Raw genomic sequence first — 23,366 nt, 5'->3', positions numbered from 1 at the left:
CCGGATGACACCTTCCACCGATATCCGGTCAGCTGTCGCAACATCCCGACAGTCACTCCATCAGCCGCTGTGCCCGCTCGAAGAGTTCCAGTGTGATCGCGTGCAGGAAGTCGCCGACCTGCTTGGGGGCCTTGCCCGCGAACGCGCGGGCATGGGTGCCTTCCAGCACGATGCCGAGCTTGAAGCAGGCCAGCACGGTGTACCAGGGCATCGCGCTCAGATCACGCTCGGAGAACTGCCCGTAGTGGGCGATCATCTCCTCGGCCGTCGGCAGCCCGCCGACCGCGCCGAGCTTGCCGACCAGCGCCGCACCGGTGGTGCCGGGCTCCGGGCGGGTGGCGATCTGCCAGCCGAGGTCCAGCAGCGGGTCGCCGATGGTGGACATCTCCCAGTCGACCATCGCCGCCACCTGCGGGCCGTCGAAGTGGAACATCATGTTCGCCAGATGACAGTCACCGTGCAGGATGCCCGGCGTCCACTCGGCGGGGCGGTTGCGGTCCAGCCACTCCCCGACCGCCGCCACACCGGGGATCTCCGGGCCGGGGTAGCCCTCGTTGGCCGAATAGGACTCGAGTTCACCGAGCCAGCGCGGCACCTGACGCTCGAGGAATCCCTCCGGCTTGCCGTAGTCGGCCAAGCCCAGCGCCTGATAGTCCAGCGCGCCGAGCCGCGCGATGGCCTCGACCGCCGACAAGCCCATCTGCCTGCGGATCTCCGGATCGCCGGCGTGCAGTTCGGGCAGTTCGTTCTGCGGATTGAAGCCGTGGATCGGCTCCATCAGGTAGAAGACCGCGCCGAGCACCGACTCGTCGGTGCAGGCGGCGATCACCCGGGGCGCGCGAACCTCGGCGCCGCCCAGCGCACCCAGCAGGCGGGCCTCGCGCCGGATCACGTCGTTGCTCTTGGCGCGCAGATGCTTCGGCCCGCGGCGCAGCACGTACGTCCGGCCACCCCGGGTGAAGCGGAGCATGATGTTCTGCGTTCCGCCGCCCAGCGCGGTCACGTCCTCGAACTCGCCCGCGGGCAGACCCTGCTCATCCATCCACTTTCCGACGACGGCGAAGTCGACGACCGCGGGATCCACATCGACCGGTTGCGCAACAGACATGCCCCACATTGTGCACCACCGGCCGACCCGAACTGAAGGCAGACGACAACAGTTAGCTCCGACCGGTGCGGCGTAGGGTTTCCAGAACCATGCACACGCTGTTGATCGACAATTACGACTCGTTCACTTACAACCTGTATCAGCTGATCAGCGAGGTGAACGGCGTCGAGCCGACGGTCGTGCGCAACGACGAGGCGAGGACGGTCGCCGAACTCGATCCGTGGCGCTTCGACAACGTCGTCGTCTCGCCCGGCCCGGGGCGGCCGGACGTGGCGCGCGACGTGGGCATCTCCGCGGCGGTGATCCGCGAGTGCGACCTGCCGCTGCTCGGGGTGTGCCTGGGCCATCAGGGCATCGTGGTCGCGGCCGGCGGCGTGGTCGCCGGGTCGCCCGCCGCCAAGCACGGGTACCTCGATCGGATCGAGCACGACGGACGGGACCTGTTCGCCGGAATTCCGCAGGGCTTCACCGCCGTGCGCTATCACTCGCTGTGCGCGCTGCGGCCGCTGCCGGACGATCTGGAGGTCACGGCGCTGTCCGGCGACGGCGTGATCATGGGCGTGCGGCATCGCACGCGACCACAGTGGGGCGTGCAGTTCCACCCGGAATCGATCGCGGGCGAGTTCGGCGCGGCATTGCTGCGCAACTTCGCGAAGCTCACCGCCGCACACGGGAGCAGGCGTCCTTCCCTCGCCCGCAGCCGGTCGTTCGGCATCGAGCGCGACGTCCCCGCGACGCCCGTCGCCACCGGATTCCCCCTTCCCACGGCAGGCGCCGAAGCGCCGACCGGCGCCCACGTGCCGCTGGCACCCGAGCAGTTCCCCGCCGCGGCGGTCGAACTCGAGCGCCCCGCGCGATCGTCGGCCCCGCGCACCGATCCGGCGCCCACCGACCTCCCGGTGACGCGGACCTTCCGGCTCCAGCGGGCCGTCATCGAACGGCCGATCGATACCGAGAGCGCGTTCGTGCAGTTGTACGGCAACTCTCCCACCGCTTTCTGGCTCGACAGCGAGCATGTCGAACCGGGGGCCGACCGGTTCTCCTTTCTCGGGGACGCGAGCGGTCCCCTGGCCGAGGTGCTGCGTTACCGCGTGGGCGACGGCGAGGTGACCGTGGAGTCCGCCGACGGGCGCCGGCGCACCGCACCGGGCGGCATCCTGGAGTTCCTGTCCGCCGAATTGCGCGCGCGCAGACTGGAACTGCCCGACCTGCCCTTCGATTTCGCCGGTGGCTATGTCGGCTACCTCGGCTACGAGGTCAAAGCCGACTGCGGCGGGAACGCCGCGCACCGCGCGCCCACCCCGGACGCGCAGTGGATCTTCGCCGACAGGTTGGTGGTGGTCGATCACGTGGGCGGGCGCACGCACCTGCTCGCGCTGAGTGACGACGTGGCGACCGCCCGATCCGGCGCGGACTGGCTGCGCGACACCCGCGAAATCCTGGAGACCCTGCCGACCTGGTCCAATCCGCCGACACTCGAGGTACCGCAGGACAGCGACGCCGTCGCGCCGCTGCTCACCCGAGGCCGGAAGCGCTATCTCGCCGACATCGCGGTCTGCCAGGAGCAGCTGCACGCGGGCGAGTCCTACGAGATCTGCCTGACCGACAGCGCCACGATCCCCGCCGCCGCGGCCGACGGCCTCGACTTCTACCGCACCCTGCGCCGGTGCAACCCCGCGCCGTACGCCGCCTATCTGCGCTTCGACGACCTCGACATCGCCTGCTCGTCACCGGAGCGGTTCCTCAAGGTCGATCGCAGGCGCGTCGTGGAGAGCAAACCGATCAAAGGCACCGCACCGCGCGGCGCGACACCCGAGCAGGACGAGCGCCTGCGGCGTGAGCTGGCCGACAGCCCGAAGACCAGGGCGGAAAACTTGATGATCGTCGACCTGCTGCGCAACGATCTGGGCCGGGTCTGCGAGATCGGCAGCGTGTACGTCCCGAAGCTGATGGCCACCGAGCAGTACGCGACGGTGCATCAACTGGTGTCGACGGTGCGCGGCAGGCTGCGGCCGGAGGTCGATGTGGTCGATTGCCTGCGCGCGTGTTTCCCCGGCGGCTCGATGACCGGCGCGCCGAAGCTGCGCACCATGGAGATCATCGACGCGCTGGAAACCGAGGCGCGCGGCGTCTATTCGGGCACGATCGGCTATCTCGGGCTCGGTGGCACCGCGGACCTCAACATCGTGATCCGCACCGCCGTCCGCTACGGCGGACGCTGGCGGATCGGGGCGGGCGGCGCCATCGTGCTCGACTCGGATCCGGCCGAGGAATACCACGAGGTCCTGCTCAAGGCCGCGGCCACGCTGCGCGCCGCCGCCGATCACGCGCACCGCTGAGCGCGCACTAGGTACGCCGCTTGGTGGACTTCCGGCGCGGCGGCTCGGCGGCGGGCGGTTCCGGCGTACTCAAACCGGTCAGCTTGCCGAGCAAGGCGACGCCGGGCAGCTTCGCCAGCCGTCCGAGCACGTCCTCCCCTAGCGAGATCATCGCTTCCAGCCTGGGCAGCAGCCGGTCGTAGGCCGCGAACGCCGGATCGGCTAGCGCCAGGGTGCGGTCGAGGCGATCGATGGTGGAGTTGAGCCGCTCGATCGCCGCCGACAGGTTGTCGACCAGATCGGGCAGTTGCGCGGCGAGTTGGGCCGACGCGGGCGGTAGCCGCACCGCCGCGTCGAACGCCGAGGTCGCGGTCAACTGGGCGGCTTCCAGCGCTTGCCCCGCGGCCGTCTGCGCCGCTTCGACCGCGGCTTGGGCGGCGGCCAGCACGTCGGTGGGGCCGGGCACCCGCCCACCGGGCAGTTTCGGGGCCGGGGGCTTACGACCCGGGCGCTTCGGGTTCGTCATGAGAACACTGTGCCGCACGCCCCGCCGAAGGACCTCCCCTCGCGAGTTCGGCGTGTCGGAGGGTCGTGGCATAGTTCGAGCACAATGAAACTCAGCAAGGGCGCGAACGCAGCGGTACCGACATCTCTTCTAGCCGTGGTTGTTTCATGGCGATCGGAGCACGCGGTGGACGCGCACGCCTTGCTGCTGGACGCGGCGGGCGCTGTCCGCTCCGACCGGGACCTGGTGTTCTACAACGCGCCGCGGCACGTCTCCCAGGCGGTCACCCTCGACCAGGCACCCGCGCCGGGCACCGCGCGGCTGAGCGTGTCGCTGCCCCGCACCGAAGCGGACGTCGATCGCATCGTCGTCTCCGGCTCGGTGGACGCGGGCAGCTTCGGCGACATCCACGACCTGACGATCGCCGTGCACTCCGTCGACGGGCCGGTCGTGACATTCGAGATCGCCGACGTGGAGGCGGTGCCCGCGCTGATGTTCGGCGAGTTCTACCGCCGGGACGGGCAGTGGCGGTTCCGCGCCATCGGCCAGGGCTGGGCCAGCGGACTGGCCGGGTTGGTCAGCGAGTTCGGCGTCCAGGTCAGCGATCCGTCGGCGCCCGCCCGCACCACACATCCCACCAACCCGTTCCGCGTGCACCGCTCGGCCGCGATCACACCGGCGCAGGAACGGCTTCCGCACCGATCCGCGGGCGGGAGCGAGTCCGGCCTCGACGCGGGCGAACGGCCGGACCGCCGCGACCCGGTGCAGACCCGTCGCCTCCCCCACGGATCTTTCGCCTCCGGCCAGTCGCGCAGGAGCGGGGAATCCGCCGCGCCCGAGCGAACCGACGCACCGAACAGCGCCGCCGAACCTGTTCCGGTGCAGCGCGTCGGCGAGCATCGCCCCCAGGACGAGCAGTCACTCGCGCGGCCCGAAGCCCCGCACCCCGGCCCCGGCACACCCGCACGGCCACGCACCGAGGTGCTCGACCGCGTGGACACCGCTCCATTGCCGCGCACTCGCCGTCCGGTCGATCTCCACCGGTACACCTCGGACACCGCGCCGTTCCCTCCGCCGCCCCGAACCCCGAGCACGCGGACTGGCACCCGGACCCGGACGACCCGCAGCGCATGCGCTGGTGGGACGGCGCCGAATGGGCCGAGGACCGGTACCTGCGCGTGCCCGCCACGGGCCGCCACTGTGACCGCTGCGGAAATCCGCTGCGCCGCAAGCTGTTCGGCGGGCTCGCCCCGTGCCAGCGGTGTGCGCAGGAGATCGAGGAGTACCTCACCCATTGGCACACCCGCGCGTGGCGGGTGCTCACCGCCCACGGGCCGCGCGGCCCCGAGTGGGCGGCGTTGTGGGCCTCGTTGCGCTACCAGCGCATCGACGCCGACGCGGGGCGCACGGCCTTGCGCGAAGCCGGCCAGAGCTACGTCGAGCGGCTGGTCACCTTCGCCTTCGCCGACGCCGAAGTCCGGCACGCCGAAGTGGAACTGTTCGAGCAGGCGGTCACCGAACTCGCGCTCGGCGGACCCCTGATCGAGGACCTGCGCCGCCGGATGCATCGCGGGCACACCCTCTACCGGCTGCGCACCGGGGACCTGCCGGTCGTCCGCACGCCCGGCCTGCACCTGGACCCCGAGGAAACGGTGCACCTCGACCTGCCCGCCACGCACGTGCGGCAGCTCGCCCGCGGCCCGAGACTCACCGAGGGCAGGCTGATCGGCAGCAACAAGAAGCTGCGTTTCGTCGGCGCCGAGACCGGCATCGAGATGCCGTGGTCGCGCGTCGTGTCGGTGCACACCGAACAAGGGGCCGTGGTGATCGCGGCCACCTCCGCGCGCGGCGGCGCCACGTTCGCCGTCGATGATCCGGACTACGTCTCGGCCGCGCTGGAAGGCGCGCTGCGCGTGGCCAAGCGGCTGGTCCTCACGCCCGGCCAGCGCGACACCCGCAGCATCCCGCAGGAAGTGAAGGCGCAGGTGTGGCAGCGCGACGGCGGCCGGTGCGTCGAATGCGGCGACGGGCACTACCTGGAGTTCGACCACATCATCCCGCTCAGCCGCGGCGGCGCGACCAGTGCGGCGAACCTCCAGATCCTGTGCCGCGCGTGCAACCGCGCGAAGGGCGCGCGCATCTAGCGCGCCCGACTCAGTCGGCGAGCAGGCCCGCGGTACGACCCAGGTCGGCCAGCATCGCGTCGAAGAGGATCTCCGGCTTGTCCAGCGGGATCGGGTAGTTCCCGAACACCTCGAGGGTGACGTGTCCGTAGAGCCGCGCCCAGATCTGGATCATCAGATACGTCACCCCGAGATCCAGCTTCTCGGCGGGGAATTTGTGGCTCGACTCCGACAGCGCGGCCAGCAGTTCGGTCTGGAAGTGCACCAGATCCTCGCGCAGCTCCGGCGGGATGACATCGGTGGACGGCGTGACGATGTCGTAGTTCGCCAGCAGCCGGCCCGCTGCGGCCAGGAAGACCCGGCCGAAGGGCTCGTCGAAGCGGCGCAGTGCGCGGGCCTGGCCGGCGCCGGGGGAGGCGAACACCAGGGTGAACTCCCTGGTGTGCGTCAGCGCCCAGCGCCGGAAGCCACGGCAGATGGCGAAGAACTGCACGGCGCCGTCGTCGGGCAGCGTGGCGATCTCGGCGGTGAGTTCCGCCGCCAAGTCGGCGCAGAAGTCCAGCCGCAACCGTTCCAGCAGGTCTTCCAGCGAGTTGTAGTACCGGTACAGCGCGGGCGCGGTGACACCGAGTTCCCGCGCGATCGCGCGCAGGGTGACCGCGTCGGGCCCGCGTTCGACCAGCAGCGCGCTGGCGACCCGCCGGATGTCGGTGTCGGTCACCACCGGCGCACGGCCTCGCGGTTTGGACTGTTGCACCGTTCGATTCAAGCGTATTCGACTTCCCAGCGCTTGATCCCGTTCAGCCAGCCCGACCGCAGGCGCACCGGATCCGACACCTGCCGCAGGTTGGGCATCACGTCGGCGATCGCGTTGAACATCAGATCGATCTGCAACCGGGCCAGGTTCGCGCCGACACAGTAGTGCGTGCCGGTGCCGCCGAAACCCACATGCGGGTTCGGGTCGCGCAGCACGTCGAAAGTGAACGGATCCGCGAAGGCCTCCTCGTCGAAATTGGCCGAGCTGTAGAACAATCCGAGCCGCTGGCCCTGCTTGATCTCCTGACCGCCCAGCACGGTGTCCTGGGTCGCGGTGCGCTGGAACGCGGTCACCGGGGTAGCCCACCGGACGATCTCGTCGGGCGCGGTGCGCGGGCGCTGCTGCCGGTAGATCTCCCACTGCTCGGGGTGGTCCACGAACGCCTTCATGCCGTGGGTGATCGAGTTGCGCGTGGTCTCGTTGCCCGCCACCGACAGCAGGATGACGAAGAACGCGAACTCGTCCGAACCGAGGTGCTCCCCATCGATGTCGGCGTTGACCAGTTGGGTGACGATGTCCTCGGCGGGGCAGGCGCGCCGCTGCTCGGCCATGTTCCAGGCGTATCCCATCACCTCGGCGGTGGCGGCGTGATGGTCGCCGTCGAACTCCGGGTCGTCGTAGGAGATCATCTGGTTGGACCAGTCGAAGATCTTCTTCCGGTCCTCCTGCGGAATGCCCAGCAGTTCGGCGATGGCCTGCAACGGCAGCTCACACGCCACCTGTTCGACGAAGTCGCCGCTTCCGGACTTCTTGGCCTCGTGCACGATCCGCGCCGCGCGTTCGGTGAGCGCGGAGCGCAGGCTCTCCACCGCTCGCGGGGTGAAGCCCTTGGAGATGATGCGGCGGGTCTTGGTGTGCTTGGGCGGGTCGAGGTTGAGCAGCAGCATGTCGCCGAGCATGTCGATCTGCTCGCGGGTGGTCTCTTCGTTGAACCGGATGATCGCGGTGTTCTGGTGGGAGGAGAACACCTCGGGATTCTTCGAGATCTCCTTGATGTGCGCGAGCTTGGAGACGACCCAGTACCCGCCGTCGTCGAAGCCGCTGGCCCTATCGGTCTGCGTGCACCACCACACCGGGGCGGTGCGGCGCAGTTCGGCGAACTCCGCGATGGGCAGGCGGGCGGCGAGCAGGTCGGGGTCGGTGAAGTCGAATCCCGTCGGGATCGAGGGCGTGGTCACGGTCACGGCAAATCTCCTACGGTGTGGGGCGCGGCCCCCACGGCGATGCGGGAACGCGGTCAAGGGAGATGCAACCACAGAACACCGCTTCGTGAACAGTGTTTAGTAAAACATGTTTACTTTTCCGTTCCCTAGCGCAGCGCGATCAGCGGTGGCGGATGCCAGCGTCGCTGCAGGACGGAATCTCTCGGTTCGAACAAGGCCAGGGTTGCCGAGAACGGCTCCGACGCCGGGACGGGCAGCCAGTTGCCCTCGGGCACGCCGGGACCGGGCTCGTCGCGCTGGAGCGTCAGGTCTAGAGAGCCGTCCGGATTGAGCACGACAGGGACATGGTGACCTATCGAGTAGATCTCGGCCGGATTCGCCACCAGATGGTCCGCGGCATCGTAGACGGCCAGCGACCAGAAAGCGTCCACCGGCGGCAGCTCCCCGGCGGCGAAGTGCAACCGGAACGGGCCGGAGCCCGCGGGAACCGCCGTGAAGAAGTAGTGCGCGTCTTCGGGGAGGGGAATGCCGAGAGCGCCGAACGCCGTGACGGCGCGAAGGAGATAGTCGGTGCCGTAACGGCCGGCCCCGAAATCGGTGACCCAGCCGTTGTCGTTGATCGTGTTGGCTCCGATCGTCACGGGCAGCTGCTGTTCGACGGCGTCCGCCGCGGCAGTCAGTTCGGCGTCGGAGACGCCTTCCACCGCACCGCCGGGCCGGATGCCGATGGTCGCGAAGCGCCGCATGGCGGGCGCGTCCTCGGGGGCGGGCGGATTGATCGACAGCAACGCGCACATCCGATCGAGGAATTCGCGCCCGTCCATCGCCAGCACCTGCTCGACGGGGCGTTGGGCGTTCGATCGCCCGCTCGGCGGCTGGCTCGCGGGCGGCGGGGCGCCCGCCTGCCACGCGCTCAACGGCACCAACCGCAACCCCTCTTGCAGAGACCGCACCACCGGAAGATCCTTCTCACCGTCGACCTGAATCCGCACGATCAACCACACCGTCGGCGTCGGCACAGCCAACCGCGTCAACCCCTCCGGCAACACACCCGACCAACCAGGACCGGTCACCACATACGTATACGGCGGCACATCAGACACCGCCTGCGGCCGACGACTGCTCGGATTGTGCACATTGTTCGTCCACGCATCCAACACCTGCGCCAACCAGAACCGACCACCCATCCCAGGAACCTGCAACACCATCGGCTCCGACGTCAGATCCAGCCAAGCCGTCGAATGCAGAGTGTCAGGGTCCGGCCGCACCCGGTCGCGATCGGCGGCGGTGACCGGCGACGCCGCGTGCTGGAACCGGTTGACCGGGGTGACCGCCTCCGCCGCCGCGCGCGTGACGTCCAGCAACACCAGCGGAAACCCGAACACGTAGGCGTCCTTGGCGATCATGCCGTTCTCGGTGGTCACGGCCGAGCGCTCGGCGCCCTCCTGCTCCGATCCGCCGCATGCCGCCGCGCCGAGCGCGGCCATCGAGGTCGCGGCCATGCCGAGCACGGCGCGCCGCGACAGCCCGTGACCGCGGGTGCTGTCCGCCATGATCCCGCTCCGCCTCCGATCTGCTCGGTTACCGCGCCGGATCCACCGGATCATACCCGCCGCACGGAGGAGAAAACGCTGGTCAGCGGAGCGATACGCGGTCGGTCGCGCGGCGGATCAGAACACCGGGACCAGCGGCGGCGGACGCCATCGCCCCTGCACGGCCTCCGCCTTCGGCGCGTACATCCGCAGGGTCAGCGAGAACTGACCGGCTTCCGGGATGGGCAGCCAGTTCCCGGCGGGTACCGCCGGTCCCGGGTCGGCGTACTGCACCGCGATATCGGAGGATCCGTCCGGATTGAGCGCCACCGGGACCGGGTGGCCCACCGCGTAGATCGCCGCCGGATTGGACACCAGGTAACTGTCCGCGCCGTAGGCGGTCAGCGACCAGAACGCGTCGACCGGCGGCAACTGGCCGGGCGCGAAGTGCAACCGGAATCGACCCGAGTCACCGCCCGCGTCCGTGGAGGCGAACAGGGTCGGATAGAAGGCGTTCTCCGCCAGGCTCGCGCCGAGGGCCACCCCCGCGATGGCGGCGCGCAGCATGTAGTCGACGCCGTACCGGCCGACGTCCGGATCGATCAGCCAGCCGTTCTCGTTGACCGTCCGCGCACCGATATACACCGGTATCTGCTGCTGGGCGGTCTCCACCGCGGTGGCCAGATCGATGTCGGAGACGCCTTCCACCGCACCCCCGGGCCGGATGCCGATGGTCGCGAAGCGCCGCATGGCGGGCGCGTCCTCGGGGGCGGGCGGATTGATCGACAACAGCGCGCACATCCGATCGAAGAACACGCGCGCGTCCATCTCCCCGACCAGTTCCGGCGGCGACTGCCCGCTCTCCTGCGCGGGCGGCGCGGCGGGCGCCGGCGGCGGGGCGCCCGTCTGCCACGCGCTCAACGGCACCAACCGCAACCCCTCTTGCAGAGACCGCACCACCGGAAGATCCTTCTCACCGTCGACCTGAATCCGCACGATCAACCACACCGTCGGCGTCGGCACAGCCAACCGCGTCAACCCCTCCGGCAACACACCCGACCAACCAGGACCGGTCACCACATACGTATACGGCGGCACATCAGACACCGCCTGCGGCCGACGACTGCTCGGATTGTGCACATTGTTCGTCCACGCATCCAACACCTGCGCCAACCAGAACCGACCACCCATCCCAGGAACCTGCAACACCATCGGCTCCGACGTCAGATCCAGCCAAGCCGTCGAACGCAGCGTATCCCGGTCCAGGCGCACCACCTCCCGCTGCGCGGGTGTGGGCAGCGACGCCGCGTGCTGGAACCGGTTGACCGGGGTGACCGCCTCCGCCGCCGCGCGCGTGACGTCCAGCAACACCAGCGGAAACCCGAACACGTAGGCGTCCTTGGCGACCGTGACGGCATCGCCGGGAACCGGGCCGGAGTCCTGCTCGCCGGATCCGCCGCATGCCGCCACCCCGAGCGCGGTCGCCGCGATACCGAACGCCGTGCGCCGCGACACGGTGACCTTCCCGCCGGTTGTGTCCATGATCCTGCTCCGCCTCCGATCCGATCGGGCACCGCGAGATCCGCAACGGATCTTACCCGCCCTACCAGCGGAAATAGCAGGTCAGCGCCGTGAAGGGCGCGTCAGATCACCGAACGGCGGCCGCGGTCAGAACTCCAGGACGGTGTTCATGATGGTGCCCGCGCTGGTGGCGACCACCCCGCCGAGCATCGCCCCCGCGATCATCTTCGGCGACTGCAACCCGCCGCCGCTCCACTTCTCCCAGGCGAATCTGCCGCCCGCGTAGATGATGCTGACGATGCCGGACGCCAGTGCGAACCAGGTCAGATACCGCACGAACTGTAAGAGCTTGTCCGCCAGAGGCGGAGCCTCCGGGGTCGGATTGCCGATCTGCGCCAACGTCGTGAACGAATCGCCGACCGACGCCAGAATGATGCTCACCGTCTACTCCCTCTACGCTCGAATACAATCCCCGCCGTCGACCAGCCTCTTTGCGAAAACTGTTCGACCACCGATGAATTCGGCCAGGCACCAGGATACGGGTACGGACCGCGCCGCGGCGCGCTCTGCCCGGAACGCCCGCGATCGGCGGTGGATCACGTCGGATCGCCCCGCGAACAGTCCCCGGCCGGGTCCGGCGAAAAGCGGCGGCGAGGTCTCGACCGCCGCGCGTCATCCATGATCCCGAGCTTCGCCTACCCCGGCACGGAGACGGGAAACGCGAACTTCCCTGCGCTACACGGACCTGACTGCATCGCGGCGAGCGAACGGATACGATCTTCTTCAGCGAATCACTTGCCCCTGTCCCGAATCCAGAATGAGCGAACGACGATGATCCTGGCCGCCGCTTACGACACCCTGGCGCAGATCGGCAACCCCACACCAGAAGCACCGCCGATCTCCGACAAGTTCCTCCAACTGGTCCGCTACCTGACGTGGTTCGTGCTCCTGTCGGGCATCTGCGGCATCATCTACGCCGGTGGCCGCTTCGCCTGGGAGAAGTGGACCGGCGGCGGTCTCGAGTCGCCGAAGATGGTAGCGGGAGCCATGATCGGCGGGGTGGTCGCCACCAGCGCGGGCACCATCATGAACGCCGTCATCGGCTGATTCGGGCCGCGCCGAAACACACCCCAGCATAGCTTTTAGCTATGACAAACGGGGGATGTGTCAGTGGGCAGGCAGCTCCGCGCTGTAGGCCGTGGCAGCGCGCCGATGCGCACTTCCGCGGTCAGCGCAGGATGCCCGCGGCGCGCGCGGCGCGAAGCCAGTCCGGGAACTCGCCGAGCAGACGCGCGTAGAGCTGCGCATCGTCGACCTTATCGATGTCGTCCAAGGCGAAGAATCCCGCGTTGTCCACCGCTCGGTCGGACAGCTCGTCGAGAGTGCGCAACACACCGTAATTGGCACGTCCGAGACCGACGAACTGCCAGAACGCGGGCAGCAGCGAGGCATCGCGCATGAGCGCCGCGATCTCGCGCTTCTTGGCGAAGCCGCCGTCGGTGAAGAACAACACGAGGGTGGGGCGGCCGCCGGGACGCAACGACTCGATGATGTCGCTCATGATCGGCAGTTCGTCGTTGCGGCCGCCGAGCCGGTCGTAGTCGATGCCCTCGTGGGTCCCGGTGAGATGTAAGAAGGTCCGGGCCCACTCGTCACCGTGCTCGACGGTGATGTCGGGCAGCTTGACGAAGGAGAGGGCGTAGAGATACGCCTCCAAGGTGCCGTCGTCGTCGAGTTGGGTGGCCACCGGAATCATCCGCTGCACGACCCGGTGCACCACCTGGTTGTGATACTGCCGTTTCATGCTGCCGGTCTTGTCGATGACGAGCACGACACGGGCGCGGATCCCGAAAGCCTCCTTATCGATCAGCACTTTCGCGACCACGCGCTTACGCAGGTCCAACGTCGCCCGCTTCTCGAGCGAGAGCTTCGCCTCGCCGGGAACGGTGAAGACCTCCGCCGCCGGAGTGGCCATGGCCTGCGGCTGCGGCGCGGACTGGACCTGGTCCTGGGAGGGCTCGTCCTCGACGCTCACACCATGATCGGTGACCAGCGCGGCGAAGCCGCCCGCATAGCCCTGCCCGACCGCGCGCACCTTCCACGCGCATTGCCTGCGATACAGCTCGAGCGCGATCACCACGGATTCACTGCCCAGGCCCTCGATGCGGTACTCGTACAGCAGGTTTCCCGCCGCGTCGGCGACCGTCGCGACCGGTGGCGCGAACCGGCCGAAAGTCTGCGCCGGATCGTCCAAGGTCAGCACCGCGCGTAGCTGCGCGATGTCGCGGGGCAGGTCGTCGAGCGAAACAGCCAGCGCGCGAGGCGTTCCCGGCTCCAGCGACACGCCCGGCGCGCTGGGCTGGTTGAAGAACACGAAGTCGGCGTCCGATCGCACCCGCCCGGTCTCGGTCACCAGCAGCGCCGAAACGTCGATAGTGGCTTCGGTGCGCACCGACACCAGCACGCGGGGCACATCCAGTGCCCCGTTCTGTCCCTTGACCAATGCCGCACCCACCGAGACTCCCAGCCGTCGTCACTCCGAAATCGCCACCGGGATCAGGGTAGATCCACCATCGGAAGGATGCCGGGTCTTCGCCGCGCGCGGCCGGTTCAGGCGCCGACGAACTCGCGATCGCCGTAGTGCACCGTGACCGCATCCCACTCTCCGCCGATTCCCTCGGCAAAATCGCCGGGTCGGCTCGACATCGGCCATATCCGCGACCAGAACGAGCGTGCCGCCATCGCTGACCGAACCGCCGACCAGTCGTTCGCGCGCCCGCGGGTCGGCCACCAGCGCGTCGTGGAATCGCCGCACGTCGACTCCGGCGATCTCGACCGTGAACGCATCGATCCCGGGCGCGCCCGCCGGGTTCGGCGAGCCGCTGCGGTCGCGGCCCGACGGGGCGTCATCACGCGCGGGAGGATTCCGCGGCGCCCGTGATATTGCGCGCCATCCCACCGAAGATGACGGCGTGGAAGGGCGCGATCGACTTCCAGTAAAGATGCCCGGCCAGCCCGTGCGGCTCGAACAGCGCGCGTTGACGGTAGGTGGCGCCCGGACCGTCCGGCTCGACCGCCAGTTCCAGCCAGGCCCGGCCCGGCACCCGCATCTCGGCGCGCAGACGCAGCAGCCGGGGACGCTCCAGCCGCTCCACCCGCCACCAATCCAGTGCCTCGCCTTCGTGCAACCGGTGCGGATCGCGGCGACCGCGGCCGAGACCGGCGCCGCCCGCGAGCCGGTCGATCCACCCGCGCAGCGACCAGGCCAGCGGGAACGAATACCAGCCGTGTTCGCCCCCGATCGCCTCGATCACCCGCCACAGCGTCGCCGGGTCGGCGTCGGTGTGACGCTCGCGGACATCCCGGTACAGCGAACCGCCAGACCACGCCGGGTCGGTGGGCAGCGGATCCGACGGCGCGCCCGGCGAGTGGGCGTCCGACCACCGGGTCGGCACGTCCAGATCGCGGATCTTCCGCAGTGCCAGCGTCAACGCCTGCCGGTAACCGGTCAGGCCCCCCGGCGGGTCCGGGACCAGATCGGCGATCGCGTGATCGCGGCAGACCACGTCGTTGATCAGCGACTCCATCAGCGGCACGGCGATCGCGCGCGGTACCGGGGTCACCAGGTTCACCCACTGCGCCGACAACCACGGCGTCAGCACCGGCACCGGCACGATCAGCCGGCGCGGCAGCTGCGCCACTTCGGCGTAGCCGCGCATCATCTGCACGTAGGTCAGCACGTCCGGACCGCCGATGTCGAAGGTTCCGCCCGCGCCTGCGGGCAGCGTCGCGGCCTCGGTCAGGTAGTACAGCACGTCACGCACCGCGATCGGCTGGATCCGGTTGCGCACCCAGCGCGGCGTGACCATCATCGGCAACCGCTCGGTCAGGTAACGCAGCATCTCGAAACTGGCCGAGCCGGAACCGATGATCACCGCGGCTTGCAGCACCAGCGCGGGCACCGGCCCCGCCCGCAGGATCTCGCCGACCTCCGCGCGGGAGGCCAGGTGGCGCGACAACCGCTGCGTGCCCGGGGTGATGCCGCCCAGATAGACGATCCTGGTCAAGCCCGCCTGCGCCGCTTCGGCGGCGACCAGCGTGGCCGCCTCCCGGTCGACGGTGTCGAAGTCGGCGCGGGTCAGCGAATGGATCAGGTAGTACAGCACGTCCTGCCCGGACAGGGCGGCGCGCACGTCGGCGACGGAGGTCACGTCACCGGCGAGCACCTCGACGCGATCGCGCCACGGCGCCTCGGCGAGCTTGCCCGGCGTGCGCGCCAGCACCCGGACCCGGTGACCAGCCGCCAGCAACTCCGGTACCAGTCGTCCGCCGATGTAACCGGTCGCGCCGAACACCACACATCGCACGACAACCACCCTTCCGATGACCTGCTCCGGTGATGACCCGGGGCCGCCGGGTCAAACAGCGTCTCGCTCGCGACCGGCCGTGAGCCCTGATCAATGCGGCCACCTCGTGCCAGACTGGGCCGGTGAGCGAACGTAGCAAAAGCCACGGACCGGACAAGCCCACATTGCGGGATCGCGGTGACGTCATCGGCGGGGGTGTGCTGTGGCTGGCCAAGTGGGCGCTGTGCATCGTCGCCATCGCGGCGGGCGCGTGGGTGCTCGGCTTCCTGATCGCCCGGCTGTGGGTGGTGATCCTGCCGGTGGCGCTGGCCATTGTGATCGCCACGGTGCTGTGGCCGCCGGTGCGCTGGCTGACCGCGCGCGGCCTGCCGCCCGCCGCGGCCGCCTCGATCGGGGTGATCGGTTTGATCGGTGTGCTGGCCGGGGTCATCGCGCTGATCGTGCCGTCGGTCGTGGACCAGGCGCCGGAACTGGCCGACAAGTCGAGCGCGGGCGTCGAGCAGGTGCGCGACTGGTTACAAGGCCCGCCGCTGAGAATCCGGGACGAGCAATTGGATTCGGCCGTGGACGCGATCGTCTCCCGGCTGCAGTCGAGTTCGGAGCAGATCGCCAGCGGCGTGTTCACCGGCGTGACCACCGCGACGTCGGTGCTCATCACCCTGTTCCTGGTGCTCGTGCTGGTGTTCTTCTTCATCAAGGACGGACCGCGTTTCCTGCCCTGGGTGCACGGCATCACCGGTAGCCGCAGCGGCAAGCACCTGGAGGAGGTGCTCGGCCGGATCTGGACCGTGCTCGGCGGATTCATCCGCACCCAGGCGCTGGTCAGCCTGATCGATGCCGTGCTCATCGGCGCGGGCCTGGTCATCCTCGGGGTGCCGCTGGCGCTGGTCCTGGCGGTGGTCACCTTCCTCGGCGGATTCGTCCCGATGGTCGGCGCGTTCGTCGCGGGTGCGCTCGCGGTGCTGGTGGCGTTGGTGGGCAACGGTTTCGTCACCGCCCTGATCGTGCTCGGCATCGTCGTCGCCGTGCAGCAGCTGGAGGGCAATGTGCTGCAACCGGTGCTGCAGAGCCGCACCATGCAGCTGCACGCGGTCATCGTGCTGCTCGCGGTCACCGCGGGCGGCTCGCTCTACGGGATCGTCGGCGCGTTCCTGGCCGTGCCCGTCGTCGCGATCGTCGCGGTCGTCCTGCGCTATATCGGCGAACAGATCGACGCGGCCACCACCGCGCCGCCGGAACCGAAGACGGAGACCGCGCCTGAGACCGAGACCGCGGACTGACCCATCGCATCGAAGGCCCGGCCATCGTTGTACTCAGCCCGAATGAAACTCTCGCCGTCGTCCGCCGCGGTTCTTAGCGTCAGTGGACATGACAACTGATGTGGGCACTCCGCTCAACGACATCGCCGACGCCACGGCTCGTGCCGTTGCGGACGACCCGGCGAACGCGCTGGTGGTGTTCCGTGCCTCCGGAACTCCGGAGGGTACGGTGGGCAGCGCGATCAGCCTCGGCAAGTACACCGTGCGGGTGGACGAGCCGCCCGCGCTCGGCGGCGCGGACACCGCGCCCAATCCGGTCGAGGTGTACCTTGCGTCGCTCATCGCTTGTCAAGTGGTGACCTACCGGTTCTGGGCCCAGCGCCTCGGCATCACGATCGACGACCTCGCGGTGAGCGCCGAAGGCGACCTCGACGTGCGCGGATTCTTCGGCTTGGATGACAACGTCCGCGCCGGGTTCCGAGCGGTGCGGGTGACCGTGCGGATCAGCGGACCCGACACCGAGCAGCGCTACGCCGAACTCCAACGGGCCGTCGACGCGCACTGCCCCGTGCTGGATCTCACCACCGGACGCACTCCGGTCGATACCACCCTGATCACCGACTAGCCGCTGCCACAACCGATCGACCATCACCAGGAGGACCACCCCGATGACTGAACCCGATCTCTCCCAGGACTGGAGCTTCGAGACGAAGCAGATCCACGTCGGACAGATCCCGGACGGCACCACCAACGCCCGCGCGCTACCGATCTACCAGACCACCTCCTACACCTTCCGCGACACCGCGCACGCGGCGGCGCTGTTCGGTCTGGCCGAGCCCGGCAACATCTACACCCGGATCATGAACCCCACCCAGGACGCGGTGGAACAGCGCATCGCCGCCCTCGAAGGCGGCGTCGCCGCGCTGCTGGTGGCCTCCGGGCAAGCCGCGGAGACCTTCGCGATCCTGAACATCGCCGGAGCGGGCGACCACATCGTCTCCAGCCCCCGGCTCTACGGCGGCACCTACAACCTCTTCCACTACTCGCTGCCCAAGCTCGGCATCGAGGTCTCGTTCGTGGACGATCCCGACGACCTCGAGCAGTGGAAGGCCGCCATCCGCCCGAACACCAAGGCGCTCTACGGCGAGACGATCTCCAACCCGCAGAACCACATCCTCGACATCCCGGGCATCGCGGGCGTCGCCCACGACAACGGCGTTCCACTGATCGTGGACAACACCGTCGCCACGCCGTACCTGATCCAGCCGCTGGCCCACGGCGCCGACATCGTCGTGCACTCGGCCACCAAGTATCTCGGCGGCCACGGCGCGGCCATCGCCGGCGTGATCGTCGACGGCGGCAAGTTCGACTGGACCGGCGGCCGTTTCCCGGGCTTCACCGAACCGGACCCGAGCTACCACGGCGCCGTGTTCGCCGACCTCGGCGCACCCGCATACGCGCTCAAGGCGCGCGTGCAACTGCTGCGCGACCTCGGCTCGGCGGTCTCGCCGTTCAACGCGTTCCTGATCAGCCAGGGTCTGGAGACGCTGAGCCTGCGGATCGAGCGGCATGTGCAGAACGCGCAGGCGGTGGCCGAATTCCTCACCACCCGTGCCGAGGTCACCTCGGTGTCCTACGCGGGCCTGCCGTCCTCGCCGTGGTACGAGCGGGCGCGCAGCCTCGCCCCGAAGGGCGCCGGCGCGGTGATCGGCTTCGAGCTGGCCGGCGGGGTCGACGCGGGCAAGCGGTTCGTCGAGGCGCTGCGGCTGCACAGTCACGTCGCCAACATCGGTGACGTGCGCTCGCTGGTGATCCATCCGGCCTCCACCACCCACTCGCAGCTCACGCCGGAGGAGCAGCTGGCCGCGGGCGTCACGCCCGGCCTGGTCCGGCTCGCGGTCGGCATCGAGGGCATCGATGACATCCTCGCCGATCTGCGCGCCGGGTTCGCGGCCGCGTCCTGACGCACTGTGCCCCGGGGTGATCCGCCTCGGGGCGCTTTGCCTGTCCGCGATGCGGATCGGAAGCCGTGCAGCAGGGGGAAACCCCGTTTCGAGCCGCTTTTCGTGATTTCCGTCGATAAATCGGGCCGACACCGCGATTGTCATCGTTTGCGCACGGCGGCACGGCGATTCAGCACCGTCGCGCGGATTACATTGTCCACGTGCACGGTTCCCCGCGATCGAAAAGAAATCGAACTTTCGCGCATCCGTAAGGCTTTCTGAATCGAACTAGAAAGGTAGGTATATGTCCTCTTCAGAATGAGGTGGGTAAGTCCATGGACATAGCGGTACCCGAAACTCCCGCACACCCCTTCTTACGCCGCGCCGCCACTCTGGTCGTCGCGGGCGCCATACCGCTGTCGGTGATCGGCGCCGCTACCGCCACCGCCGATCCGCTGGTGCCGGAGATCTCGATTCAGCTTCCGTTCGCACCGGCGCCCGCCGTCGGCGTCATCACCCCCGCCGCCGATCCCGCGGACCCCGGAGCCCTTCCGCCCGAGGCCGTTCCGCCCGCGCCGCCGGTTTCCGCAGGCCGCAACGACCTGAGCACCAACCGGCCGATGCCGGATCCGAACGTGCTCGCCCCGATTCTCCCGCACCGCCTGCACCTGCCCAATCCCGCCGCCCCCGCTCCCGCGGTCGCGCCGATCGAGGCGCCGCCCGGCACGCTGCGCGTGGGTTCGGTGGTGATCGGCCGACCGGACTTCATGACTCCCGAGCAGGGCAAGATCTTCAACGACGCGATAGCGGTTCCGGAAGCGGGCATCGCGCAGACCTTGGATTCGGCGGGCTTCGAGCCGTCGCGCTCCGACCGCATCGCCGCCGACCTGATCGGTTCCACCGCCATCGGCGCCTCGGTGGGCAGCATGGTGGCCGCGCCGGTCGCCTCCATCGGCGCGGTCATCGGCGCCGTCTGCGGCGCCATCGCCGGCATCCCGATGTTCCCGACCGGGACGGTGGCCGTGATGGCCTTCGGCGCCGCCGTCGGTTACGGATTCGTCGCCTCCCCGGCCATCGCCGTCGGCGCGGCGGTCGGCGCCGGTGTGGGCGTGCTCCAGGGACTTCTCACCCCGCCCACGGTTCCTGCTTCTTGATCCGCTTTCCGAGCGCTCCCGACCCGGATCGGTTTCTTCCGTACGTTTGACCGCGTCATAACGGGCTATGGCGAAGAAGACCGGCTGAAGATGGTCGGCCGGTCTCTTCACAAGGAGGTTGTGACATGAGCACAGTCGACAAGGCGAAGAACAAGGCCGATAAAGTCGCCGGTCAGGCCAAAGAGAAGTTCGGCGAGGCCACAGGCGATCGGGGGAAGCGCGACGAAGGCCGCACCGACAAGGTCAAGTCGGACCTGAAGGACGCCGGCGAGAAGGTCAAGGACGCCTTCCGGCACTGACGACCGCCCAGGGCGCATTCGGACGCAGACCGTCGAGAGTGCCCGCACGGCCGTAGCGATGGCGGACGACGCCGTTCCGCACGGCCGGTAGGGCAGGCGACACCTATGAGCGGATGGCCGCATCGAGCGGTCATCCGCTCATCGCGCTGCACAGGTTCAACCGGTCCAGGTCGGCCCCGCGTCCGGACGCGCTCGAGCGTGGACTACTTGCCCTGCGGACCCGGCTGGTCACCGGCCGACTGATCCGCGCCGGAAGCCACACCGTCCTCCTCGACCAGCCGCAGTTCACTCGGCCACCAGATCTTGCGTCCGATCAGACTGAACAGCGCCGGAATCACCACGGTGCGCACGACGAACGTGTCGAGCAGGATGCCGAGGCCGACCACGATGCCGACCTGGGTGAGCGTGATCAGCGGAAGCACGCCGAGTACACAGAACACCGCGGCCAGCACGATGCCCGCGCTGGTGATCACCGCGCCGGTCACCGACACCGCCCGAACCATGCCGTGCGTGGTGCCGTAGCGCGGCGTCTCCTCCCGTGCCCTGGTGACGAGGAAGATCGTGTAGTCCACGCCGAGGGCGACCAGGAACAGGAACGCGAACAGCGGCACACTGATGTCCAACGCCGGGAATCCGAACACGTGCTCGCTCATCCAGCTGCCCAGCCCGAGCGCGGCCAGCGCGCTCAGCACCGTCACCGCGACCAGCAGCAGCGCGGCGGGCACCGCCCGCAGCAGCACGAGCAGCACCACGAGCACGACCACGAGGATGAGCGGGATGATCACCGCGCGGTCCCGGCTCGCGGCGTTCTGCACGTCCAGCGCTTGGGCGTCGGTGCCGCCGACCAGCGCGTCGGCTCCCGCCACCTGCCCGACCGACGCGCGCAGCGCCTCGATCGTGCCGAAGGCGCGAGCGGACGACGGTGGCGCGTCGATCACGACCGACCACCGGGTCAGCCCGGTCGGCGAGGTACCCGTCTGCCAGGTCAGCACCACGCCCTCGGTGCGCCGGAACGCCTCCTCGATTCCCGCCGCCGCCGTGCCGCGCGCGAGGACGATCGCGGGGTCGGAAGAACCGGAAGGGAAGTGCTGCGCGAGGGCGTCGAACCCCTCCACCGACTCCGCGCTCACCCGGAACTGCTCGGTCTGCGAAAGCCCCACCTGCGACGTCAGCAATCCGGTCGCGCAGACCGCGAGCACCGCGATCGCGCTTCCGGCGATCAGCGCGGGTCGGCGCACCACGCGCGCGGCGATCGCGTGCCAGACTCCCTCGCCGGCCGTGTCGCGATCGTCGGCCCGCGGCACGAAGGGCCAGAACACGTTGCGACCGCACAGCGCGAGCGCGGCGGGCAGCGCCAGCAGGACGAACACCACCGCGATCAGCAACCCGAGCGCGGCCATCACGCCGAGGCTGCGGGTGCTGGGCACCGACGCCAGCAGCAGCACGAGCAGCGCGGCCACCACCGTGACGTTGCTCGCCAGGATCGCGGGCCCGGCGCGCCGCACGGCCTGGCGCAACGCGGCGCGGTGATCCGGTTCACGGTGCAGTTCGTCGCGGTAGCGCGACACCAGCAGCAGCGCGTAGTTGGTGCCCGCGCCGAACACCAGCACACTCGTGACGCCGGAGGTCGAGCCGTCGAAGGTCAGCGGGGTCAGCCGCGCCAGGGCGGTTCCGGCGCTGGTGGCCACCCGGTCGGCCGCCCCGACCACCAGCAGCGGCACCAGCCACAGCACCGGGGAGCGGTAGGTCGCGATCAGCAGCACCGCGACAACCACCGCAGTCACCGCCAACAAGGTGACATTTGCGCCGGAGAACGAGTCGGCGATGTCGGCGCCGAACGCGGGGCCTCCGGTCACCTGCAAGGTCAGCCCTTCGGGCAGTCCCTCCCTGGCGGCGGTGCGGATATCGGAGATGCGCTCGGTCAGCGGGAAGCCGCTCAGGCCCGCGTCGACGGGCACCTGCCCGATCGCCGCTTTGCGGTCCGGCGCGGCGAGCAGGTCGGCCGGTCCCGGCGTCCGGCCCGACGCACGGGCCACCGCCGCGGCGGTGGCGTTCCGGTCGTCCTCGGTCAGTTCGCCGCCATCGGCGCGGGTGACAACCACAATGGCGGCCGCCGTCCCCGCGTCGGGGAAGTCCGCCAGCGCCTGTTCGACCCGCGCCGACTCCGCCGACGACGGCAGCGCGGTCGGGGCCTGCCCGGCGGCCTCGTTCTCCCCCACCGCGCCGATCAGGCCGATCGAGGCCGCGGCGAGGGCCAGAAGCAGCACCCACGAGGTCCGGGCGGTCACCGACGATGCATAGCGGTCCCAAGCGCTCACCCGGCAACTCTCTCAGAAACTTAAATATTAAGCAATCGAGACACCTGCTGAACTACGCTGACGCCCGTGTGGAAAAGGATGCGCCGTTGACCGAGGAACCAAACGCGGACGAGCCGGACCGCGACGCATTGGAATCCGACATCGCCGCCGACATCCGCGCGCTCACCGCGATCTCCGAGCAGATCGGACAGGTCTTCGCGCGGTCCAACGAACTACGCGCCAACGACTTCCGTGCCCTGATGCACGTCGCGACCGCCGAGATCGAGGGCGCCCCGCTCACCGCGGGCGGGCTCGGCAAGCTGATGGGTATTTCCTCGTCCGCGGTGACCTATCTGGTCGAGCGCATGATCGAGTCGGGTCACCTGCGCCGCGCATCGGACCCGGCCGATCGCAGGCGGGTCATCCTGCACTACGACGAGCACGGCATGGACGTAGCGCGCGGCTTCTTCACCCCGCTCGGGCGGCAGACCCGCGCCGCGATGGCCGCGCTCCCCGACGAAGACCTGCGCGCCGCGCACCGCGTGCTGGTCGCCGTCGTGCTGGCGATGCGCGACTATCACGCCGACCTGACCGGCGATTGAGCGCCGGCGGCAGGTCCGGTCCCGGCGTCAGTCGCGCAGAGCCTGCTCGCGGAGCGATTTCAAGGTCTTCGACAGGATCCGCGAGACCTGCATCTGGGAACAGCCGATCCGCTGGGCGATCTGCTCCTGGGACATCGAATCGAAGAAGCGCATCACCAAGACCTGCTTCTCCCGTTCCGGCAAGGCCGCCAGCAGCGGCTTGACCGCGAGGTAGTTCTCGACGGTGCCGAAGTCCGGGTCCTCGGCGCCGAGGGAGTCCAGCAGCGAGGGACCGCCCGACTCCGCGTCGTCGGTGTCCGCGGCGGCATCGATCGAGGAGGTCTGGTAGGCGTTGCGCGCGATGAGGGCCTGGGTGACC

At 69.4% G+C, this 23,366-nt stretch carries 20 protein-coding genes and 1 pseudogene; 10 read left to right on the top strand and 11 right to left on the bottom strand.

Annotated features, from left to right (window positions below; translation table 11 throughout):
- Positions 1-52: 52 nt before the first annotated feature.
- Entirely contained in the window at positions 53-1,108 is a 1,056-nt protein-coding gene (locus tag ON27_RS08570) for a phosphotransferase family protein (protein WP_043722164.1), read from the bottom strand.
- 89 nt (positions 1,109-1,197) lie between these two features.
- On the opposite strand from ON27_RS08570, the gene pabB reads away from it, so the two are divergent.
- Positions 1,198-3,447 carry an aminodeoxychorismate synthase component I gene (pabB, locus tag ON27_RS08565; protein WP_043722162.1) on the top strand — a complete coding sequence of 750 codons (2,250 nt, stop codon included), beginning with the start codon at positions 1,198-1,200 and terminating at the stop codon, positions 3,445-3,447.
- 7 nt (positions 3,448-3,454) lie between these two features.
- Here pabB and ON27_RS08560 read toward each other — a convergent pair whose 3' ends face one another.
- Positions 3,455-3,952, bottom strand: coding sequence for a hypothetical protein (locus ON27_RS08560; protein ID WP_051046359.1), 498 nt, complete (start codon positions 3,950-3,952; stop codon positions 3,455-3,457).
- Between the two features lie 84 nt (positions 3,953-4,036).
- Between ON27_RS08560 and ON27_RS43860 the strand changes: the two are divergent.
- Both ON27_RS43860 and ON27_RS43855 read left to right on the top strand, forming a co-directional pair.
- Positions 4,037-4,459, top strand: a pseudogene (locus ON27_RS43860) (TerD family protein); the annotation flags it as partial.
- Positions 4,460-5,061: 602 nt separating this feature from the next.
- The gene (locus ON27_RS43855; protein ID WP_043722157.1) at positions 5,062-6,075 is read left to right on the top strand and encodes an HNH endonuclease; all 1,014 of its coding nucleotides are present in this window, start codon (positions 5,062-5,064) and stop codon (positions 6,073-6,075) included.
- Between the two features lie 10 nt (positions 6,076-6,085).
- Here ON27_RS43855 and ON27_RS08545 read toward each other — a convergent pair whose 3' ends face one another.
- From ON27_RS08545 to ON27_RS08525, 5 genes are all read right to left on the bottom strand, one after another.
- Complete coding sequence (locus ON27_RS08545; RefSeq protein WP_043722154.1) at positions 6,086-6,811, bottom strand: TetR/AcrR family transcriptional regulator; 726 nt, start codon at positions 6,809-6,811, stop codon at positions 6,086-6,088.
- An 8-nt stretch (positions 6,812-6,819) separates the two neighbouring features.
- Positions 6,820-8,049 carry a cytochrome P450 gene (locus tag ON27_RS08540; protein WP_043722241.1) on the bottom strand — a complete coding sequence of 410 codons (1,230 nt, stop codon included), beginning with the start codon at positions 8,047-8,049 and terminating at the stop codon, positions 6,820-6,822.
- Between the two features lie 131 nt (positions 8,050-8,180).
- A complete protein-coding gene (locus ON27_RS08535) occupies positions 8,181-9,587 on the bottom strand; it encodes a DUF1254 domain-containing protein (protein WP_043722152.1) in 1,407 nt (468 codons plus the stop codon).
- A 117-nt stretch (positions 9,588-9,704) separates the two neighbouring features.
- Positions 9,705-11,108: a DUF1254 domain-containing protein gene (locus ON27_RS08530; RefSeq protein WP_051046358.1), complete on the bottom strand. Its 1,404-nt coding sequence runs from the start codon at positions 11,106-11,108 to the stop codon at positions 9,705-9,707.
- A gap of 126 nt (positions 11,109-11,234) precedes the next feature.
- Positions 11,235-11,528 carry a hypothetical protein gene (locus ON27_RS08525; RefSeq protein ID WP_040865713.1) on the bottom strand — a complete coding sequence of 98 codons (294 nt, stop codon included), beginning with the start codon at positions 11,526-11,528 and terminating at the stop codon, positions 11,235-11,237.
- Between the two features lie 390 nt (positions 11,529-11,918).
- Here ON27_RS08525 and ON27_RS08520 point away from each other — a divergent pair, with 390 nt between their 5' ends.
- Positions 11,919-12,194, top strand: coding sequence for a hypothetical protein (locus tag ON27_RS08520; protein WP_043722149.1), 276 nt, complete (start codon positions 11,919-11,921; stop codon positions 12,192-12,194).
- A gap of 121 nt (positions 12,195-12,315) precedes the next feature.
- Here the strand turns inward: ON27_RS08520 and ON27_RS08515 are convergent, their stop codons facing one another.
- Complete coding sequence (locus ON27_RS08515) at positions 12,316-13,602, bottom strand: vWA domain-containing protein (RefSeq protein ID WP_043722145.1); 1,287 nt, start codon at positions 13,600-13,602, stop codon at positions 12,316-12,318.
- 394 nt (positions 13,603-13,996) lie between these two features.
- The gene (locus tag ON27_RS08505) at positions 13,997-15,454 is read right to left on the bottom strand and encodes an SDR family oxidoreductase (RefSeq protein ID WP_043722139.1); all 1,458 of its coding nucleotides are present in this window, start codon (positions 15,452-15,454) and stop codon (positions 13,997-13,999) included.
- A 122-nt stretch (positions 15,455-15,576) separates the two neighbouring features.
- Between ON27_RS08505 and ON27_RS08500 the strand changes: the two genes are divergently transcribed.
- From ON27_RS08500 to ON27_RS08480, 5 genes are all read left to right on the top strand, one after another.
- Positions 15,577-16,734 (top strand): AI-2E family transporter, encoded by a 1,158-nt coding sequence (locus ON27_RS08500; protein WP_051046357.1) that lies wholly within the window; start codon positions 15,577-15,579, stop codon positions 16,732-16,734.
- An 88-nt stretch (positions 16,735-16,822) separates the two neighbouring features.
- Positions 16,823-17,338 (top strand): OsmC family protein, encoded by a 516-nt coding sequence (locus ON27_RS08495; RefSeq protein WP_043722134.1) that lies wholly within the window; start codon positions 16,823-16,825, stop codon positions 17,336-17,338.
- A gap of 43 nt (positions 17,339-17,381) precedes the next feature.
- The gene (locus ON27_RS08490) at positions 17,382-18,677 is read left to right on the top strand and encodes a bifunctional o-acetylhomoserine/o-acetylserine sulfhydrylase (RefSeq protein WP_043722133.1); all 1,296 of its coding nucleotides are present in this window, start codon (positions 17,382-17,384) and stop codon (positions 18,675-18,677) included.
- 314 nt (positions 18,678-18,991) lie between these two features.
- Positions 18,992-19,810 (top strand): hypothetical protein, encoded by an 819-nt coding sequence (locus ON27_RS08485; RefSeq protein WP_051046356.1) that lies wholly within the window; start codon positions 18,992-18,994, stop codon positions 19,808-19,810.
- Between the two features lie 125 nt (positions 19,811-19,935).
- On the top strand, positions 19,936-20,109 hold the full coding sequence (locus ON27_RS08480) for a CsbD family protein (RefSeq protein ID WP_043722130.1): 174 nt from the start codon (positions 19,936-19,938) through the stop codon (positions 20,107-20,109).
- A gap of 203 nt (positions 20,110-20,312) precedes the next feature.
- Here ON27_RS08480 and ON27_RS08475 read toward each other — a convergent pair whose 3' ends face one another.
- Entirely contained in the window at positions 20,313-22,397 is a 2,085-nt protein-coding gene (locus ON27_RS08475) for an MMPL family transporter (protein WP_083887440.1), read from the bottom strand.
- A 116-nt stretch (positions 22,398-22,513) separates the two neighbouring features.
- Between ON27_RS08475 and ON27_RS08470 the strand changes: the two genes are divergently transcribed.
- Positions 22,514-23,008 (top strand): MarR family winged helix-turn-helix transcriptional regulator, encoded by a 495-nt coding sequence (locus tag ON27_RS08470; RefSeq protein ID WP_043722232.1) that lies wholly within the window; start codon positions 22,514-22,516, stop codon positions 23,006-23,008.
- A 27-nt stretch (positions 23,009-23,035) separates the two neighbouring features.
- On the opposite strand, the gene ON27_RS08465 is transcribed toward ON27_RS08470, so the two are convergent.
- The coding region (locus ON27_RS08465) for a sigma-70 family RNA polymerase sigma factor (protein ID WP_043722127.1) at positions 23,036-23,366 on the bottom strand (331 nt) is incomplete at its 5' end.

Source organism: Nocardia asiatica NBRC 100129 (assembly GCF_000308415.1).
Taxonomy (GTDB): Bacteria; Actinomycetota; Actinomycetes; order Mycobacteriales; family Mycobacteriaceae; genus Nocardia; species Nocardia asiatica.
This window is presented reverse-complemented; position numbering and strand designations above follow the sequence as displayed.